Genomic DNA, 16,937 nt, shown 5'->3' on the forward strand with positions numbered 1-16,937 from the left:
CAAAAGCTGAATACTAGCATGCAAACTGCCAATAAAAAAGTGATTAATGGCTGGGCCATGTACGACTGGGCCAACTCTGTGTACAACCTCGTTATCACTACTACCTTCTTCCCTATCTACTTTCTTGCTGTGACAAAAGAAAAAGTTTCCTTCCTGGGAATGAATTTTGTCAATTCTGCACTCTACAATTACACCATGGCGGCGGCTTTCCTTCTGGTGGCAATCGCGTCTCCCATCTTATCCTCTATAGCAGATACCAGGGGGAACAAAAAGAATTTCCTGGTATTCTTTACCCTCCTGGGTTCCATCTCCTGCAGCGCTTTGTATTTCTTCAACGATACAAATCTTGCCTGGGGCGTTGTGTTCTTTATGCTAGCCACCATGGGCTATTGCGGAGGACTTGTATTCTATAATTCCTATCTCCCGGAAATAGCTGCGCCAGAAGACCAGGACAGCGTAAGCGCCAAAGGTTTTGCAATGGGCTATATCGGTAGCGTAATCCTTCAACTGATCGGGTTTGCACTGGTTATCCTCAAACCATTCGGATTGGAAGGCGCAAAACCAGTACAGATCACGTTTCTGATGGTAGGTATCTGGTGGCTCGGATTTGCACAGATTACCTTCCGCACCCTTCCCGTTTCAAAAGGAGCAGCAAAACATACTGGAAACGCATTGACAGAAGGCTTTACGGAACTGAAAAAAGTATACGCACAGGTAAAATTAATGCCGATACTGAAACGCTTCCTGAGAGGATTTTTCTTCTATAGCATGGGCGTACAAACCGTAATGTTAGCGGCCACCATCTTCGGTAGCAAAGTATTGAAACTGCCTGATTCCAACCTGATTGCGACAGTGGTTATTATCCAGGTGGTGGCAATTCTAGGCGCATGGGGCATGGCCAAACTATCAGGCATATACGGAAATTTGCGTGTAATCATTTCCGTTATTGTGGTATGGATTATGATTTGTGTTGCAGGATATATGATGCAAACTGCAATGCACTTCTATTTACTGGCTACAGCAGTAGGTCTGGTAATGGGTGGTATACAATCGCTCAGTCGCTCTACTTATGCCAAGCTCATGCCCGAAACGAAAGATACAGCCTCCTTCTTCAGCTATTACGACGTAACAGAGAAGCTCTCCATTGTGATTGGAATGTTTTCTTTTGCTTATATAGACGACATTACCAATAACCTCCGTAATTCCGTATTGGCGCTGGTGGTATTCTTTGTGATCGGCCTGATCTGGGTGGTGTCTGCTTTACTGAAACAGAATCAATTAGAACAGGAAACACTAACTTCGGTAAAAGCTTAGCGATGAAATTATACACCATTGAAACAGGTTTTTTTAAGCTGGATGGCGGTGCCATGTTTGGCGTAGTACCTAAAACCATTTGGAATAAACTCAACCCTGCAGATGAAAATAATCTCTGCTCCTGGGCCATGAGATGCCTCCTGATCGAAGACGGCAAACGCCTCATCCTCGTAGATAACGGTATTGGCGATAAACAAGATCCTAAATTCTTCAGTCACTATTACCTACATGGTACAGATACACTCGATAAATCCTTGGCAGTGCACGGCTTTCACCGGGATGATATCACCGATGTATTCCTCACCCACCTTCATTTTGATCACTGCGGTGGCAGTATCATAAAAGAAGGAGACAAACTAGTTCCTGCATTTAAGAATGCTATTTACTGGAGTAATGAGGATCACTGGAAATGGGCAACACAGCCTAATGACAGAGAAAAAGCCTCTTTCCTGAAAGAGAATATTCTCCCCATCCAGGAAAGCGGTCAACTGAAATTTGTATCCCATCAGGAAGGAGTAGCCTTTACAGACCATATGAAGATCCGTTTTGTAAATGGACATACAGATGCCATGATGTTGCCGCAGTTGCAATACAAGGGTCATAACATTGTGTATATGGCCGATCTATTGCCTTCTATGGGCCATATTCCGCTGCCTTATGTAATGGCCTATGATATGTTCCCACTCACGACATTAAACGAGAAAAAGAGCTTTTTAAAAGAAGCTATTGACAATCAATATATCCTGTTCTTTGAACATGATCCGGTAACAGAATGCTGTACGTTGGTGCAAACAGAGAAGGGAATAAGACCAGGTGAAACTTTCAAACTGAGCAGCCTGTAAAGTCTGTCAGTGATAACATAATAAAAAAAGCAGGCCTTCCCGCCTGCTTTTTTTATTGCCCGCGAGCCAAAACATCCCACCGGAGGCGCACTTTTGAAACCATCTCTTTTTTGTTATCTTTAAGAAAATCCAACACCATGTCCAATAAAGATGCATTTTTCGATAGCATTAAGAAAGGATATACCTTCAAAGGTGAGCATTTCAAACTAGGCTGTGCAATGCTGGATGGTGAAGTAGTGACTGGAGCAGATGTATTCCTTCCTTTAAAAACCATGAACCGCCATGGTCTTATCGCCGGTGCCACAGGTACTGGTAAAACCAAAACCTTGCAGGTCATTGCCGAAGGACTCAGCGATGCCAGTGTGCCCGTTCTGCTGATGGATATAAAAGGAGATCTCAGTGGGATAGCTGCTGCGGGTACAGATAATCCCAAAATCCAGGAAAGGTACCAGAAAATTGGCGGTACCTGGAGTCCTGCTGCATACCCCGCGGAACTGCTCTCTCTCAGCCAGGAAAAAGGCGTTCGCCTGCGAGCTACTACCAGCGAATTTGGTCCTATCCTGCTGTCTAAAATTCTGGAACTAAACGATACACAAGCGGGCGTTGTAGCCATGCTTTTCAAATATTGTGACGATAATAAACTGCCTTTACTGGACCTGAAAGACTTTAAGAAAGTTCTCCAATACGCCAGTGATGAAGGGAAAGCAGATATAGAGAAAGAATACGGGAAGATTTCCACTACCACCACCGGTACCATTCTTCGCAAAGTCATAGAACTGGAACAACAAGGGGCCGCGCTCTTCTTCGGTGAAAAATCCTTCGAAGTGGACGACTTGATGCGCATCAGCGATGATGGTCGTGGTATGATATCTATACTTCGTGTAAACGATATCCAAGACAGGCCCAAACTGTTCTCTACCTTCATGCTTAGCCTGCTGGCGGAACTCTATTCCACCATGCCGGAAGAAGGAGATCTAGACAAACCCAAACTGGTCATGTTCATAGATGAGGCGCACCTTATCTTCAATGAAGCCAGTGATGCGCTGCTGAAGCAAATCGATACCATCATTAAATTGATTCGTTCTAAAGGAGTAGGTATTTTCTTTTGTACCCAAAACCCGATGGATGTTCCAGCCTCTGTTCTGGGGCAACTGGGATTGAAGGTACAGCATGCGCTACGCGCGTTCACAGCGAATGACCGCAAAGCCATCAAACAAACTGCTGAAAACTACCCTACTTCCGAATTCTATAAAACAGATGAACTGCTGACGCAAATCGGCATCGGTGAGGCATTGATCACTTGCCTGGATGAAAAGGGGATCCCAACTCCCCTGGCGGCTACCATGCTGGTAACGCCACGTTCCCGCATGGATGTATTGACAGATACCGAAATCGATGCACTGGTCAACAATTCCAAGCTGGTTAAAAAATACGCCGAAACCATCGATAACGAAAGTGCCTACGAAATCCTGACTGCCAAGCTACAGGAAGCAGCAGATAAAACCGCTGCACAAACCACTACTTCAGGAGGCAATAAACCGAAAGAGGAGAAATCAGTGCTGGACCAGGTGTTAGAGAGTCCTGTGGCCAAACAGGCCGTTCGCACAGCTACCAATACTGCCACTAATATCATCACCAGGAGCATACTCGGTATACTCGGTCTCGGTGGCAAAAGCAATAAGAAAGGCTGGTTCTAATTATTCTATCGACAATTGACATAAACAGTTATAGCGAACTATGAGCAAAGTTATTAAGACAGGCATTTGTTCCTTTGGCATGTCCGGACAGATCTTCCATGCACCGTTCATTCATGTACATCCAAACTTCGAATTCACTGCTGTAGTGGAAAGAAGCAAACACCTAGCGGCAGCAAAATATCCAGGCGTTAAAGTTTACGCCAGTGTAGACGATATGGTTAAAGATCCTTCATTAGATCTGATTGTGGTGAATACGCCCAATTATACCCACTACGACTATGCTAAAACAGCCCTTGATGCTGGTAAACATGTGATTGTTGAAAAACCTTTCACTGTACATAACCAAGAAGCACAGGAACTGATTGAACTAGCCGCCTCCAAAGGATTACTATTAAGCGTTTACCATAACCGTCGCTTTGATAGTGATTATAAAGTGGTGAAAAAAGTGATTGAATCTGGCGTATTGGGCGATGTACTTGAATTTGAAGTGCATTACGATCGCTTTAAAGAGGAACTGAGCTACAAGAAACATAAGGAAGGAAACCTACCTGGAACTGGCGCACTGTACGATCTTGGCTCCCATTTGATAGATCAGGCACTGACTATATTTGGTATGCCGAGAAAGTTATGGGCAGACATACGTATTATTCGCAAGGATTCTCTTGTAGATGACTATTTTGAACTGGTGCTGTATTACGATTTTCTGCGGGTAAGGCTGAAGTCAAGCTACCTGGTAAGAGAAGCGCTGCCTGCCTATCAAGTACATGGCCGTATCGGCTCCTTTATCAAATCGAAATCTGATATCCAGGAAGCACAGTTGCAACGCGGCCTAATGCCGAATAGTCCGGATTGGGGAGCAGAAGCGCCACACGAATGGGGTTTACTCCATACTACCATCAATGATAAAACAGTGAAAGAGTTTGTACCAGGCGGAAATGGGAATTACATGGATTACTACAACGGCATCTATGAAGCCCTGGCCAATGGCGCTCCAAACCCAGTTGCACCACAGGATGGCGCCAATGTAGTTAAGATTATTGAAGCTGCTTTTGAAAGTAGCAATTCCGGTAAAGTAGTTCCAGTAATATAACATACTAAAATAACTACATCTTCTTATTTTTTTGTTGCCCCTGCCCGCTGGGCAGGGGCAACAGACATTTGGTACACCCTTTTATTTTATGATTTTATCAGTCGTCCTGACTCATCTCTCTTTATCAATCCTTCGCCTTCTAGGAATTTCAATACCTCCATAATATGCTGCCGGCTCACATCTCCTAGTTGTGTTTCCACTGCTGCAACCGTTACCGGCTGTGACAAAAGGGATATAACGTGATCGGATATACGTTTAAAAGCAGCAGTATCCAGGGCCGCAGATTTCTTCTTCAAGCAGGTATCACAAACGCCGCATGGCGGGGTATTTGATTCTCCGAAATAGGCGGTCAACTGTTGCGTTCGGCAGGACTCACTGTTATGCACATATGAAAATACAGCTTCCAGTCGGTCAGTATATACCTTCCGTCTTACTTCTACTCTGGCCATATTGATGCGCAGGTTTGCTGCAGACACACGCTCTTGCAAGAAGCAGAGCTGTGGCTCATCTCTGCGAGGGGCATATTTGATGATCCCGAATTGGTGAAGCTGTTGCATCATCGACTGAATCTCGTCTTCCTCTATCAACAACATACGACTGATCTGCTTTTCATACACAGGTACGGGGGTATCAAAGATTCCTTCATATGTCCGTAATAGGGTCTGAATCAGCTCTGCTAGTGCGGGATAGGCATCTTCAAACTCATACAAGGTCGCTTTATTCGTAACGAACTCCGCTCTGGATGGCAACAGTACACTTTCACTCACCTGCAAGATTCCTTCCTGTTCCATCAATCGGATGGCACTGTAGGCAATCGTTAGATTCAATTGAAAGACACGTGCAAAATCATTGATATCGAAATCAAAGTACATCCCTTCCGCAGCGCCCACTGGCACTTGCAGGTAGTTAACGATGCATTGATATACTTCCTTGATCTGCTCCAAAGTAGGAAATTGCAACGCAATACGCTCCCTCATTTCCACCAGTTCATCCTCATTATACAGCAGTACTGCATAAGCTTTTTCCTCGTCCCTGCCTGCTCTTCCGGCCTCTTGATAGTAGGCTTCCAAACTGTCTGGCAGGTCATAATGCACCACGATTCGTACATCTGGCTTATCGATACCCATGCCAAATGCATTGGTACATACCATGACACGGGTGTCGTTATTGATCCAAGCTTCCTGTCGTAATCCACGTTCCGTCTGTGGCAAACCAGCATGGTAGTAGCTGGCCGGTATTCCTTGGGCTTGCAGCAGTGTGGCTATTTCCCGGGTACGTTTACGGTTACGGCAATATACAATGCCGCAGCCCGGAACACGCTCCAGGATATGTTTTACTTTATCAACTTTAGTCGTTTCTTCCAGTACACTGTAAGAGAGATTTGCGCGGGCAAAGCTTTTACGGAAGACGCGGGCCTCCTTCATCAGGAGCTTATCGCAGATGTCTGTCTGTACTTTGGGAGTAGCAGAGGCGGTAAGTGCCAACACTGGTGCATCTGGGAAATAACTGCGTATATCCGCAATCTGAAGATAAGCAGGACGGAAATCATACCCCCATTGAGAGATACAATGCGCCTCATCTACTGCAATCAGATTGACTTGTAGGCCATCGCAGTAAGTCTGGAAAAGTTTGCTTTGGAGTCTTTCAGGGGAAACATAAAGGAATTTGCATCCCCCTCGGCGAGCCGCTTCCATGGCGCGTTCTACATCCTTGTAGTGCATGCCGGAGTAAATGCAGTAAGCACTGATACCACGGCGTTTCAGGTTCGCTACCTGATCCTTCATCAATGCAATGAGTGGCGTGATAACCAAGCACAGACCAGGCAACATCATAGCAGGAACTTGGAAACAGATAGATTTACCGCCGCCAGTAGGCAGCAATGCCAGTGTATCCTGCTTTGCCAGTACAGCCTTTACAATGTCTTCTTGTAATGGCCGGAACTGATCATATCCCCAATATTGCTTAAGTATCTCTACAGGCTCCAAATTGTTCTGATGTTAACCAGCGCAATTTACCATTAATTGGCGACTCTTTTGTAGCGCAGTCGTACGGAGTTAACGGCCAGTACAACATCTGAAATGCCCATCACGCCAGCACCTACGATAGGATTCAGGAATCCTAGGGCTGCCACCGGAATGGCCACTACATTGTAGATAAAGGCCCAGAAGAGGTTTTGTTTGATGGTGAGATAAGTATGCTTACCCAGGCCCAGCGCCAATGGCAAGGCGCCTAAGTGATTGTTCAACAGTACTACATTGGCACTTTGCATGGCCACTTGAGTGGCATCGCTGAGAGAGATACCAATAGTGGCTTTAGACAGTGCTGGCGCATCGTTGATACCATCTCCTACCATCGCTGTAGGAGCGGTGGACATAAGGTCTGATATCTTCCGCAATTTCTGCTCCGGACTCTGTTCTGCATAAATTTCTGTAATACCTACTTGGGCGGCCAGTTCCTCACATTTCCGCTGCGTATCGCCACTGAGCAAAATTGGCTTGATACCCATTTTCACCAATGCCGCTATCACAGTAGGCGCTTCAGGACGAATTTCATCTATGAAATCAATCCAGCCCAGCAGTTGCCCATTTTTCAGGAGATAGAGATTATGAGTATCGTCTTTAGCGGCATCTCCTGCCATGCGGAAAGAACCCAATTGCCATTCATTGCCAGCTTTATCTGCCGCACGCATGCCTAATCCTTTATGCTCGCGAACCTGTGTCAGCGTTACTTCTCCGGCTGATTTCCATGCACCTGCAATAGAACGTGCAATAGGGTGAGATGAATACTTTTCCAGGCTGTACACGATCTGGCGGAATTCCTGGTCGGTCATCTGTTCAAAATGATATTTACCGATGCTGAGTTTACCAGTGGTCAGGGTTCCTGTTTTATCGAATACAATCTGGCGGATATCCTTGAACAGTTCTAATGTATGTCCACCTTTAATGAGAATACCATTTTTGGCGGCACGGCCCAAGCCAACCATCACCGCAGCCGGTGTGGCCAATCCCATGGCACAAGGGCAGGAAATCACCATCACCGCAATACTTCGCATCATAGCAGTTGCCAGGGAAGTATGGCCGATAAAATACCAGCCGAGGAAAGTAAGTATAGCGATAGTTAGGACTGTTGGTACGAAGATGGCACTGATACGGTCTGCCAGTCGCTGCATAGGCGGCTTATCATTCTGGGCCTGTTTTACGAGGTCGATAATGTAAGACAACACGGTATCTTTACCAGTAGCCGTAATAAATATTTTGATGCTGCCTTCTTCCAGGATGGTACCACCGATAACTTTATCCTTTTCGCTTTTGGAAACTGGTGCACTTTCTCCTGTTATCATGGATTCGTTTACGTGACCGGAACCCCAGTAAACAGTACCATCCATCGGGATTTTATCGCCGGTGTTTACCAGTACACAGTCGCCTGTTTTCAGGGTACGGTTATCCACTTCGTGGATGTGTTCATGGCCGTTTTTCTCCAGATGTATGAGTCGCGCAGTGGTAATTTGCATTTTAGCCAGGTCTGCTATAGCCGAGGTGGTTTGCTTCACTGATTTTTCTTCCATGAGATTGCCCAGGAAGACGAGGGTCAAAATGGCTGCGGAGGTTTCATAAAACAAATAGTTATGATCCCCGTAAACGATAGTACCTACGAGGCTATAAACAAAGGCAGCCGTGGCTCCTAATACTACCAGTACATCCATATTGGCCACTCCATTGAGTAGAGAGCGGACAGCACTTCTGCCGAAATGCCACATACCTACGGCATATACAGGTAGCGCAAGACTAAACTGTACCCATGGATTATGCAGCCATGGCCAATTTACCCACATATGTAATAACAGTGGGGAGGTAAATATCAGGCAGAAAAAGAATTTAAAAGTAAGGGTATTGTAAGGGGATACCGGGGCTGGAGCTTCATCGGGTAATACCACACGAAAGCCCATCTGGTTAATACCTTCCAGTATGTCAGCAGAATTTGCGCCTGTAGGAAGTTGAAAGCTCACTTCCTCTGTAGCAAAGCTGACATTTACCTCCTGCATTCCTTTTTTCTCCAGGTACTTAGAAACGCTTAATGCACAATTTGTGCAGTGCATTCCTTCTACCTTGCAACTAATTGGTGTCATTGTATTCGAATTAATACAAAGGTACCTAGCAAACTTTTCCGGGAAGAAAATATTAATGCAACTCCGCATCAAAATAATTCTATCTAATTAAATATCAAATATTTAAAAATAAATATTTTCAATATTCAAGAGTATTCTGAGAATCGTATCAAATCCCCGAAAATGCGATAAATTTGTTGATGCAATGGACATTTTCACTGGAAGAATTACCGGAAATAGCGAAGGATTTCTGGAAGCAGTATGGCAGTAAGAAGGTATTTACCCTAGAAGGCCCGATGGGCGCAGGAAAAACAACACTTGTAAAAGCGTTATGTGCCGCTGCTGGCGTGGAAGACACTACAGCGAGTCCTACATTTTCCATTATAAATGAATACAATTACCGGGATCAAGAGGGGAAAATACGACGTATATACCACCTCGACTTATACCGCTTACGGGATGAGGAGGAGGCGATTACTGCCGGTGTGGAAGACACCATCTACCAGGATGCCATCAGCTTTGTGGAATGGCCCCAAGTAATAGCAGCAATACTGCCAGACGATACCATCCATCTGGAGTTATCCGTCTTACCCGACCAAAAAAGGCAATTGGCCGAGGCGGGCACACGAAACAAATAATGTATCTTTGATAGTACCTTTAAACACAGAATAATACTGACCGTATGGAGCAAAGGCAAAAACCTGTCGTGAGTGCTGGCTTTACCTATTCACCACTGGAAGAAACGCTGGATATACCTACAAAAAACTCCCGTTTATTCATCGGTATCCCTAAAGAATCTTCTTTCCAGGAGAACCGTATTGCCCTCACCCCAGACGCAGTAAGCATTCTGGCCGCCCACGGACATCATATCGTGGTAGAGCACAAAGCAGGAGATGCTTCTCACTACTACGACACTGATTACTCCGAGGCAGGTGCCGAAATCGTATACGACCGTAAGGAAGTATTTAAGGCAGAAATTATTCTCAAATCAGCTCCCCTCACCGATGAGGAAATTGAGCTACTGCACCCTCACCAGATCATCATCTCCCCTATCCATCTGGCCGCTCTGAAAGCTTACCAGGTGCAAAAAATGATGGATAAACGTATCACCTTGCTCTCATTTGAAAACCTCAAAGACGACGCAGGCACTTATCCAATTGTACGTGCTATGAGTGAAATTGCCGGCGGCGCAGTCATGCTGATTGCCGCGCAATATCTCAGCAACGACAACAAAGGAAAAGGGATTCTACTGGGTGGTATTACTGGTATCCCTCCTACCAAAGTAGTGATCATAGGCGCTGGTATTGTTGGGGAATTTGCTGCCAGAACAGCGCTGGCACTGGGTGCATCGGTAAAAGTATTCGATAATAACATCTATAAACTGAAACGCCTCCAGAATAATATCGGAGTACGTGTATTCACTTCCGTTATCCAGCCTAAAGTACTGGCAGAGCAACTGCGCAACGCCGATGTGGCTGTGGGCGCCCTCTCCAGTCAAAGTGGCCGTACACCTATTGTGGTAACAGAGTCTATGGTTAGCAATATGAAAGCCGGTTCTGTTATAGTAGATGTAAGTATAGACCGAGGCGGATGCTTCGAAACATCAGAGATTACTACCCACGAAAGTCCGGTGTTCAAAAAATATGATGTGGTGCATTACTGCGTACCTAATATTCCATCCGGGTTTGCACGCACTGCTTCTGAAGCTATTTCCAATGTATTGATGCCACTGTTGATAGAAGCGGCCGATGATGGCGGGTTCGAAAACCTGGTGTGGATAAAACGTGGTGTGAGAAATGGTATCTACCTCTATAAAGGAGCCCTGACCAATTACCACCTGAGTGAGAAATTTAAACTGAAATATACAGACCTGGAACTGCTGTTGGCGGTGAAAGGATAACTAATATTATAAAAAAATCCCCGGTCGCAACGACCGGGGATTTTTTTATATCTCTAATTTGTATCCCATCAACAGGGCTACAATGATTATCAACCCTACTACTATTCTGTAATAGCCCCAGATCTTGAAGCCGTGTTTCTTCAATGAATCGATAAAGAACTTAATAGCCAGCATAGCCACTACGAATGCTACTATATTCCCTACCAACAGCAGTTTCAAGTTCTCAGGATGTGCCATCAGCAATTCTCTTCCTTTCAGCAGTTTATAACCAGTAGCAGCCGCCATAGTAGGTACTGCTAGGAAGAAGGAGAATTCAGCAGCAACGTTCCTAGTCAGCTTCTGCTGCATACCACCAATAATGGAGGCCGCGCTACGGCTAACACCTGGAATCATTGCAAGACATTGGTAAAAACCGATGCGCAATGCCTTAAATATGTTAATCTTTTCGTCTGAATCAATGGTTGGATTTTGGAACCATTTATCCACAAACAAGAGGATAATACCTCCAAGGAAGAGCGTAATACCAACCGTCATTGGGCTTTCCAGCAGCATATCAATTTTATCTGCGAACAGGTAACCGAGAATCAGTGCAGGAATCACCGCTACGATCAGTTTCAGGTAGAAATTCATCCTGTTCTTGTCGAACACAAAGAATTTTTTCCAATACAGCACTACTACCGCGAGGATGGCGCCGAGCTGGATAACCACCTCAAACAGTTTGGTAAACTCGTCCTTGCTGATACCCAGCAAGGAGCTTACGATAATCATGTGACCGGTGGAAGAAACAGGCAGAAATTCCGTCAAACCTTCTACTATCGCGATAATAATCGCTTGAAAAAAAGTCATGGAGAAACTATATGGTTAAAAGTGAAAAAAATAGCGATGAGTATTGGTCATCGCTATGGGGAATAATAATATTATCGAATCTTACGCCTGTTGTTTAGGACGGCGCATGATGGCATATACTTCGATCAGCAGACCACCCACGATCACAATAGGCGCCAGGGTGATACGGCGAAAGCTGTAAACTTCACTTGCATTGAAGGTATTAGGGTCAGTGCTTTTGCCACCCAGCATCAGCAGGAAGCCAACAATTATCACGATAATACCTATCAGCATGATGCGATAGTTTTCTTTAGGGAAAATCTGAAAGTCCTTCACCTCTTCTTGAGCAGGTTTGGATGCTGTAGGTTTTACGCTTGGATTAGCCATTGTATGAAATTAATATCTGAAATTAAGATTAATAAAGATCATCCAGTTTGAGACGCAGGTACTTCATAACGGAGCGGTGCGTACTGAAAAGGGAAATAGCGATCCCCATTACAATCATTCCTAGGAACAGCGCACCGATCATCAGGTTATCTCTCATACCATTCAGCTCAGGCAGTACTTTGTCTGCAAAAGACATCATAGCAAACAGACCGGCAATAGCAATTACGGCACTGAGCGCCCCATTGATGATACTGCGCAGATCGAATGGTTTGGCAATAAACCAACGGGTAGCTCCCACCATCTGCATGGTTTTAATGAGGAACCTGTTGCTGAACATCGCCAGTCGGATAGTATTATCGATCAGGAATACTACTGCTAGGCACAGCACACCGCTAATAATCAGAACGATCATACCAATACGCTGTACGTTCTCATTCAGTTTGTTTACCAGGATACGCTGGTAGGAAATCTCCCGAACAATACTTTGCTGGGTGAGATTATTCTCGATTACCTTCAAACTATCGGCATTTACATAGTTGGCGTTGGCCTTAATGTTAATGCTGGCGTACAAAGGATTATATTCAAGTAGGTTAATGAAATCCTCCCCGAACTCTTTTTTGAATCTTTCGGCAGCCATTTCCTTTGAAACGTATTCAATGGATTTGACATATGGCTTTGCTGCAATGGAATCGCGCAGGGCAGTGGCCTGGTTCTCCTTCACATTATCTCTCAGAATAACCTGAACTTCAATACTTTCCTTGAAGTACTTACTCAGCTTATTCGCATGTATCACCACCAATCCGAGGGTTCCCAGCAGGAATAGTACCAGGGCCACTCCGATAATGGAGTACAGGTAAGATGGTTTCGACTTCTTTGCTGATGATCTTCCTGGTTGCGCCATTAATCTGTAGTTTATCGGCGAAAATAATAAAAATTAGTAGTTATGTGTTTAATTTTGCCAGCCAAATCATTCTGGCATTTCCGGCGGCAATATAAAAAGTTGTAAGGGTTCAACATTGTTGTATTAATGAATTTAACATTATTTTGCTAAACTGGCTCTTCTGCCGGCATAACATATAATAATATTTTGATAACGTGGTTAGGGCTGGATGTATTGTATATCCGCTTGTTAACCACTCAGCTGCAACCATATATGGAGTACAATTTCAGGGCAATTGAAAAGAAATGGCAGGAACAATGGGTAAATTCCCATGCCTACCGCGTAAAAAACGACAGCACTAAGCCCAAATGTTATGTGCTGGACATGTTCCCTTATCCTTCCGGGGCGGGCCTACACGTAGGTCATCCGCTGGGATACATCTCTACGGATATATATGCACGTTATAAAAGACTAAAAGGCTATAACGTTCTTCATACCATGGGATACGATGCTTTTGGCCTTCCTGCGGAACAATATGCCCTGGAAACAGGTCAACATCCCGCTGTGACCACTGCCCATAACATCAAAACATTCCGTGAACAACTGGATAATATCGGCTTCTGCTACGATTGGTCCAGGGAAATCAACACTAGCGATCCAGCTTATTACAAATGGACGCAATGGATTTTCCTGCAATTGTTCGATAGCTGGTATAACCGCCGTACCGAAAAAGCGGAGGCTATCAGCGAACTGGTGAAAATCTTCGAAAAAGAAGGTAATAGCCAGCATCCTTGTCCAGGCGACCGTCAGATCCAGTTCACCGCAGCACAATGGAAAGGCTATACGGAAGCAGAACAGCGTGATATCCTCATGCAATACCGCCTGGCTTTCCTGGCTTATGCAGAGGTAAACTGGTGCGCTGCCCTCGGTACCGTACTCGCCAATGACGAGGTAATTAACGGTGTCAGCGAACGCGGCGGATACCCTGTTGTGAAAAAGAAAATGCGCCAATGGTTCCTCCGTATCACTGAATATGCTAACCGCCTCCTGGAAGGACTGGAAACAGTAGAATTCAGCGATGCTATGAAGGAGATGCAACGTAACTGGATAGGTAAGAGCCAGGGCGCAGAAATCAAATTCAACATCAAGAACTCCGACGAGCAAATCGAAGTATATACCACCCGCCCGGATACCATTTTCGGTGTGGACTTCATGGTAATCGCCCCTGAACATGAGCTGGTAAAGAAAATCACCACTCCTGAACAGCAGGCTGCCATTGACGCCTACCTGGAGTATGTACAGAGTCGCTCTGAAAGAGAGCGTATGTCGGAGGTAAAACAAATTACCGGTTGCTTTACTGGCGCTTATGCTATTAATCCGCTGGATGGTCGCGAAGTACCCGTTTGGATTGCTGAATATGTACTGGCTGGTTATGGCACAGGTGCTATCATGGCGGTTCCATGTGGCGATCAACGCGATTTCAACTTTGCACGCCACTTTAACCTGCCTATCACCAATATCATCGGAGATGCTTTCACTGGTGAAGAAGCCAATCCTACCAAGGATGCTATTCTCCAGAACAGCAATTTCCTGGATGGCATTGATATGCGCAAAGGTGCTGATATGGTGATCAGCAAACTGGAAGAAATGGGCATCGGCCGCCGCCAGATCAACTATAAAATGCGTGATGCAGGGTTTAGCCGTCAGCGTTATTGGGGTGAACCATTCCCTATTATCTATAAGGATGGTATCCCTTACGCAGTAGAGGAGAAAGACCTCCCGGTAGAACTCCCACATATAGAAAACTATAAACCAGGGCCTGAAGGGGAAGGTCCGCTGGCCAATATTACCGACTGGGTAAATATTGCTCCAGGCGTAAAACGCGAAACTAACACCATGCCTGGTTATGCTGGCAGTAGCTGGTATTTCCTCCGCTATATGGACCCGCACAATACACAAACCTTCGCCGACCGCCAGATCTCTGATTACTGGAACCAGGTGGATGTATATGTGGGTGGTACCGAACATGCCGTAGGTCACTTGCTTTATTCCCGTATGTGGACAAAAGTGCTCTATGATCTGGGCCATATCGGTTTCCATGAACCTTTCAGAAAGCTGATCAACCAAGGTATGATTCAGGGTTCTTCCCGCTTCGTTTACCGCGTGCGAGGCACAAATGAATTCGTGTCCTATGGCCTGAAAGACCAATATGAAACAGATGCCCTGCATGTGGATGTGAACATTGTGGATGGTGTAGTACTGGATGTGGAGAAATTCAAGGCATGGAGAAATGAATACGCAGATGCTACTTTCATCCTGGAAAATGACCAGTATATCTGTGGCCAGGAAGTAGAGAAAATGAGTAAACGTCTCTTCAATACCGTGAACCCGAACGATCTCGTAAGCAGATACGGTGCTGATACTTTCCGCATGTACGAAATGTTCCTTGGTCCGGTGGAACAGTCAAAACCATGGGATACCAAAGGTATTGAAGGGGTACACCGCTTCCTGAAAAAGCTCTGGCGCCTATTTGCCGATGAGCAGAAAGGGCTGGTCGTGACGAGCGATAATCCTACTCCTGAAGAGCTGAAGGTATTGCACACAGCTATCAACAAAATTGATAATGCTACTAATAGCTTCTCTTTCAATACAGCGGTGAGTGCCTTCATGATCTGTGTGAACGACCTCACTACGCTGCATTGCCATAAACGCAATATCCTGGAATCTGTGCTGATCCTGCTGACGCCTTATGCGCCTCATATTGCGGAAGAGCTGTGGCAGTTGATCGGTTTCAATGAAAGCATCCTCAATGCGCCTTATCCGGTGTACAAGGAGGAATATACCAAAGAAAGCGACTTCACTTATCCAATCGCGATCAATGGTAAAACCAAAACAGAAATGAGCCTCCCGCTGGATATGGACGAAGCTGGCCTCCAGGCCGCTGTTCTGGCCAACGAGCAGGTACAGAAATATCTGGATGGCAAACCACTGCGTAAAGTCATTATCGTTAAAGGAAGAATGATTAACCTGGTAGTTTAATAGTCATAACAAAACTGTCGTCCCTGCCCGCTGGGCAGGGACGACGAAAAAGTTAAAAAGGGGAAGTGACTGCAACGTCACTTCCCCTTTTTGATGCAACCACTTTTCTTTTGCATGCAATAAAAGCAGTATATTTAATAGCCCATCATGGGCGTCCCTACTATGCTGCAGGATATTTTACGCAAATACCAGGATACCTTTCAACCGGTTATCCAACTCCTGGACCCCGCAGAACCACTGCTGGCCATGGATTTTACTCGAAATAACGCTACCCTCACTCCTGCTATTCTCCAGGATATAGACCTTTTCTGCCGATATATTGACCATACGTTGGCAGATAATGGTTACAGGTTAGGCATAGGCGGATACGGTGAACACCGTACCATTTATGCGGTGAGCTCACATTTTGACGCCGGTGAGGAACCCCGGCGTCTACACCTTGGCATTGATGTATGGGGCATCTCCGGTACGCCTGTTTTTGCGCCCTTAAATGGCCATGTACATAGTTTCCGCTTCAATGACCACTTCGGCGACTATGGCGCTACCATTATCCTGCAACATCAACTGGATGGTTATACCTTTTACACCTTATACGGCCACCTCAGTATTTCCAACCTTAAAGGCCTATACGAAAATATGCCTGTCACCGCCGGCCAACAATTGGCCTGGTTCGGACAACCCGCTGAAAACGGCGGATGGCCTCCACACCTGCATTTCCAGATTATTGAAGACATCCAAGCATTTCGGGGAGATTTTCCTGGTGTATGCCGTTTCAGCGAAAAGGAAAAATATCTCCGTAACTGCCCCGACCCAGATCTTATTATGCAATTGAACCAGCATATACGTTAAGTACATGTA

13 protein-coding genes are annotated in these 16,937 nt (G+C 45.4%); 8 read left to right on the forward strand and 5 right to left on the reverse strand.

Going from position 1 to position 16,937, the window contains the following annotated elements:
* Nucleotides 1-18: 18 nt before the first annotated feature.
* From JO154_RS16435 to JO154_RS16450, 4 genes are all read left to right on the forward strand, one after another.
* Nucleotides 19-1,314 carry an MFS transporter gene (locus JO154_RS16435; RefSeq protein ID WP_291947467.1) on the forward strand — a complete coding sequence of 432 codons (1,296 nt, stop codon included), beginning with the start codon at nt 19-21 and terminating at the stop codon, nt 1,312-1,314.
* Nucleotides 1,315-1,316: 2 nt separating this feature from the next.
* Complete coding sequence (locus JO154_RS16440; RefSeq protein WP_291947469.1) at nt 1,317-2,156, forward strand: MBL fold metallo-hydrolase; 840 nt, start codon at nt 1,317-1,319, stop codon at nt 2,154-2,156.
* A 137-nt stretch (nt 2,157-2,293) separates the two neighbouring features.
* Entirely contained in the window at nt 2,294-3,853 is a 1,560-nt protein-coding gene (locus JO154_RS16445) for a helicase HerA-like domain-containing protein (RefSeq protein WP_291947471.1), read from the forward strand.
* A gap of 40 nt (nt 3,854-3,893) precedes the next feature.
* Complete coding sequence (locus JO154_RS16450; protein ID WP_291947473.1) at nt 3,894-4,943, forward strand: Gfo/Idh/MocA family oxidoreductase; 1,050 nt, start codon at nt 3,894-3,896, stop codon at nt 4,941-4,943.
* An 86-nt stretch (nt 4,944-5,029) separates the two neighbouring features.
* On the opposite strand, the gene JO154_RS16455 is transcribed toward JO154_RS16450, so the two are convergent.
* Together JO154_RS16455 and JO154_RS16460 are read right to left on the reverse strand one after the other, a co-directional pair.
* Nucleotides 5,030-6,928: an ATP-dependent DNA helicase RecQ gene (locus JO154_RS16455; protein ID WP_291947475.1), complete on the reverse strand. Its 1,899-nt coding sequence runs from the start codon at nt 6,926-6,928 to the stop codon at nt 5,030-5,032.
* 32 nt (nt 6,929-6,960) lie between these two features.
* The gene (locus JO154_RS16460) at nt 6,961-9,069 is read right to left on the reverse strand and encodes a cation-translocating P-type ATPase (RefSeq protein ID WP_291947477.1); all 2,109 of its coding nucleotides are present in this window, start codon (nt 9,067-9,069) and stop codon (nt 6,961-6,963) included.
* Between the two features lie 179 nt (nt 9,070-9,248).
* Here JO154_RS16460 and tsaE point away from each other — a divergent pair, with 179 nt between their 5' ends.
* Nucleotides 9,249-9,686: a tRNA (adenosine(37)-N6)-threonylcarbamoyltransferase complex ATPase subunit type 1 TsaE gene (gene tsaE, locus JO154_RS16465; RefSeq protein WP_291947479.1), complete on the forward strand. Its 438-nt coding sequence runs from the start codon at nt 9,249-9,251 to the stop codon at nt 9,684-9,686.
* Nucleotides 9,687-9,730: 44 nt separating this feature from the next.
* Nucleotides 9,731-10,948: an alanine dehydrogenase gene (locus JO154_RS16470; RefSeq protein WP_291947481.1), complete on the forward strand. Its 1,218-nt coding sequence runs from the start codon at nt 9,731-9,733 to the stop codon at nt 10,946-10,948.
* 45 nt (nt 10,949-10,993) lie between these two features.
* Here JO154_RS16470 and JO154_RS16475 read toward each other — a convergent pair whose 3' ends face one another.
* From JO154_RS16475 to JO154_RS16485, 3 genes are all read right to left on the reverse strand, one after another.
* A complete protein-coding gene (locus JO154_RS16475) occupies nt 10,994-11,794 on the reverse strand; it encodes an undecaprenyl-diphosphate phosphatase (protein WP_291947482.1) in 801 nt (266 codons plus the stop codon).
* A gap of 81 nt (nt 11,795-11,875) precedes the next feature.
* On the reverse strand, nt 11,876-12,160 hold the full coding sequence (locus tag JO154_RS16480) for a DUF3098 domain-containing protein (protein ID WP_291947484.1): 285 nt from the start codon (nt 12,158-12,160) through the stop codon (nt 11,876-11,878).
* Between the two features lie 28 nt (nt 12,161-12,188).
* Entirely contained in the window at nt 12,189-13,061 is an 873-nt protein-coding gene (locus JO154_RS16485) for an ABC transporter permease (protein ID WP_291947486.1), read from the reverse strand.
* 252 nt (nt 13,062-13,313) lie between these two features.
* Between JO154_RS16485 and leuS the strand changes: the two genes are divergently transcribed.
* Both leuS and JO154_RS16495 read left to right on the forward strand, forming a co-directional pair.
* Complete coding sequence (gene leuS / locus JO154_RS16490) at nt 13,314-16,079, forward strand: leucine--tRNA ligase (RefSeq protein ID WP_291947488.1); 2,766 nt, start codon at nt 13,314-13,316, stop codon at nt 16,077-16,079.
* A gap of 147 nt (nt 16,080-16,226) precedes the next feature.
* Nucleotides 16,227-16,928, forward strand: coding sequence for a peptidoglycan DD-metalloendopeptidase family protein (locus JO154_RS16495; protein WP_291947490.1), 702 nt, complete (start codon nt 16,227-16,229; stop codon nt 16,926-16,928).
* Nucleotides 16,929-16,937 lie beyond the last annotated feature (9 nt).

It is taken from the genome of Chitinophaga sp., assembly GCF_019236475.1.
In the GTDB taxonomy this organism is placed as follows: Bacteria; Bacteroidota; Bacteroidia; order Chitinophagales; family Chitinophagaceae; genus Chitinophaga.

What these genes read in the sequence shown, in the direction of transcription:
- JO154_RS16435 (WP_291947467.1), top strand. Translation starts at nt 19, where the DNA reads ATGCAAACTGCCAATAAAAAAGTGATTAATGGCTGGGCCATGTACGAC.
- JO154_RS16440 (WP_291947469.1), top strand. Translation starts at nt 1,317, where the DNA reads ATGAAATTATACACCATTGAAACAGGTTTTTTTAAGCTGGATGGCGGT.
- JO154_RS16445 (WP_291947471.1), top strand. Translation starts at nt 2,294, where the DNA reads ATGTCCAATAAAGATGCATTTTTCGATAGCATTAAGAAAGGATATACC.
- JO154_RS16450 (WP_291947473.1), top strand. Translation starts at nt 3,894, where the DNA reads ATGAGCAAAGTTATTAAGACAGGCATTTGTTCCTTTGGCATGTCCGGA.
- JO154_RS16460 (WP_291947477.1), bottom strand. Translation starts at nt 9,069, where the DNA reads ATGACACCAATTAGTTGCAAGGTAGAAGGAATGCACTGCACAAATTGT.
- tsaE (WP_291947479.1), top strand. Translation starts at nt 9,249, where the DNA reads ATGCAATGGACATTTTCACTGGAAGAATTACCGGAAATAGCGAAGGAT.
- JO154_RS16470 (WP_291947481.1), top strand. Translation starts at nt 9,731, where the DNA reads ATGGAGCAAAGGCAAAAACCTGTCGTGAGTGCTGGCTTTACCTATTCA.
- JO154_RS16475 (WP_291947482.1), bottom strand. Translation starts at nt 11,794, where the DNA reads ATGACTTTTTTTCAAGCGATTATTATCGCGATAGTAGAAGGTTTGACG.
- JO154_RS16480 (WP_291947484.1), bottom strand. Translation starts at nt 12,160, where the DNA reads ATGGCTAATCCAAGCGTAAAACCTACAGCATCCAAACCTGCTCAAGAA.
- JO154_RS16485 (WP_291947486.1), bottom strand. Translation starts at nt 13,061, where the DNA reads ATGGCGCAACCAGGAAGATCATCAGCAAAGAAGTCGAAACCATCTTAC.
- leuS (WP_291947488.1), top strand. Translation starts at nt 13,314, where the DNA reads ATGGAGTACAATTTCAGGGCAATTGAAAAGAAATGGCAGGAACAATGG.
- JO154_RS16495 (WP_291947490.1), top strand. Translation starts at nt 16,227, where the DNA reads ATGGGCGTCCCTACTATGCTGCAGGATATTTTACGCAAATACCAGGAT.